The sequence below is a fragment of the Vibrio sagamiensis NBRC 104589 genome (assembly GCF_007990935.1).
Taxonomy (GTDB): Bacteria; Pseudomonadota; Gammaproteobacteria; order Enterobacterales; family Vibrionaceae; genus Vibrio; species Vibrio sagamiensis.
In genome coordinates this window covers 1-1,666 of the sequence record NZ_BJXJ01000116.1, presented here as the reverse complement: position 1 = coordinate 1,666, position 1,666 = coordinate 1, and the positions used below count along the sequence as shown (strand labels likewise).

1 protein-coding gene is annotated in these 1,666 nt (G+C 36.8%); it reads right to left on the bottom strand.

Translation table 11 applies throughout. The annotated features are described in order from the left end of the window. A partial coding sequence (locus VSA01S_RS19675) for a hypothetical protein (RefSeq protein ID WP_147052795.1) occupies positions 1 to 1,084 on the bottom strand: 1,084 nt, incomplete at its 3' end. Between the last annotated feature and the right edge of the window lie 582 nt (positions 1,085 to 1,666).

Below are 1,666 nucleotides of genomic sequence, written 5' to 3'. Positions count from 1 at the left end.
GCTGAGTTCTTGCTCGAGATGAAGATTGGTTCTTTGTTTGTTCGAAGTTCTCTAAGACTCTCTTTTGCTGGTTTAAGTTACCTTTATCCACAACAACTAAAGCATTTTTAAAGTCTTTACGTTGGTCTGGCATCATGCCAATTTCTTTCTGATTAGCAATAACAGGGCTATCTGTACGAACTTTATAACTTGTAATATTTTCTAGTTCTTTGAGTTCTTTGACAAGTCCTTGGCTGGCTGTACTCAAGTCAGCATGTCTCAAACTACCTAACGCTTTATAGCCATCAGTGTTCTTATCAAATTTTCCTGGAAACATGTTCTTAAGGTTATGCCCACCCATACCAATCGAAACACTATTCGCTTGCGGGTTATTCTCTAACAACGAAATGGCTTGGGCAGCAACTAAGTTCTTGAGGTCTTTAGGGCTGTATTTGCTTGTGCCATGATTATCAATCATAGCAATGGTACCGATACAGAAATCACCATCTTCTTGTTTCCAAATATTGTAGTGACCAACATACTCCTCAGCACTGTTGAAGATTTTTACAGAAGAACCCTTATCAGACAAATATTCAGCGGTAGGGTAATTTCCTCCCACAGCACCTGGAAAGTCACAATGCTTAGTTTTACAACTCAGCATAAAAGGTGCCCCCTTTGAATAATCCTTTGGCTCAAGAGGCTTAGTCTTCAGTTTGCCTGCATTAACCCCTTTCAAATCAAAGTCGATACTCTTTTCGCCTTTGGCATCCATTATCTCTTTAGCAAGTGCTAGAAATCTTCCTTTATCCATTAATGTTTCTTCTTTACTGTAAAGATCAGTAAATACAGTGTCTTGGTGAGGAGTAGTAATATCTTCTAGACCGGCTAAATCGTGTTCATTCACTACGAATCGATTAATGGAAAGATAGCTTTGCTCGTTATTAATTTTAACGCCATTGTTTTTTAAAGTATCGAGGACTCCTTGCATATTCCCTGCGTATGCTTTGATGTTACTTGCTACTTCTCCATTTTTTCTTTTTGGAGCGTCACTACTCGATTTATTATCAATATTTAGGTTCTGGTTGGAGTTTACTGCTGTAATCATGTCTTAGCCTTTGTGTTGACGAGAATTTCCATCAATGCTAATTCATCATTTCCAATTTTACAGCGGAATTTAAAGGAAACAAATTGAGAAAGATTGCCTAAAAAATTAGAAATAGAAAAAACATCTTTTACCTAATTTCACACTTAAACACCGGGTATTTTCACATAACATCATTTTTCTTATTTCCATGAAAAACGGACTGATTGATATAAGGCACTGAAAAATGATGAAAATAAGGTGTGCTCAAGACATAAAATCTAGGTTGAAGAAAAACAAAAAAACAGGATGGCAAACTTTTGTTGTTTTCTGTAAGGAGAGGTTTTCGAATATAAGAAGCTGGTTATTTGAACAGACTTAAAAGTTCCCTTCAGTTGACTGGTGTATATGCCAACAGTTCTCAGTCAACTTGATCTCATTACCCACAATGCAACACCAGACTACAGCACTTTTTTCCTCAGTACTCATAGCGAGTTATGACTAATACACACTCATCCGAGCATATCACTACCGCATTTTTCACGTTTTTTTCATCAAATAACATGAGAAACACAGTGTGCTTGATTAGGGCTTGTTGCAAAAATT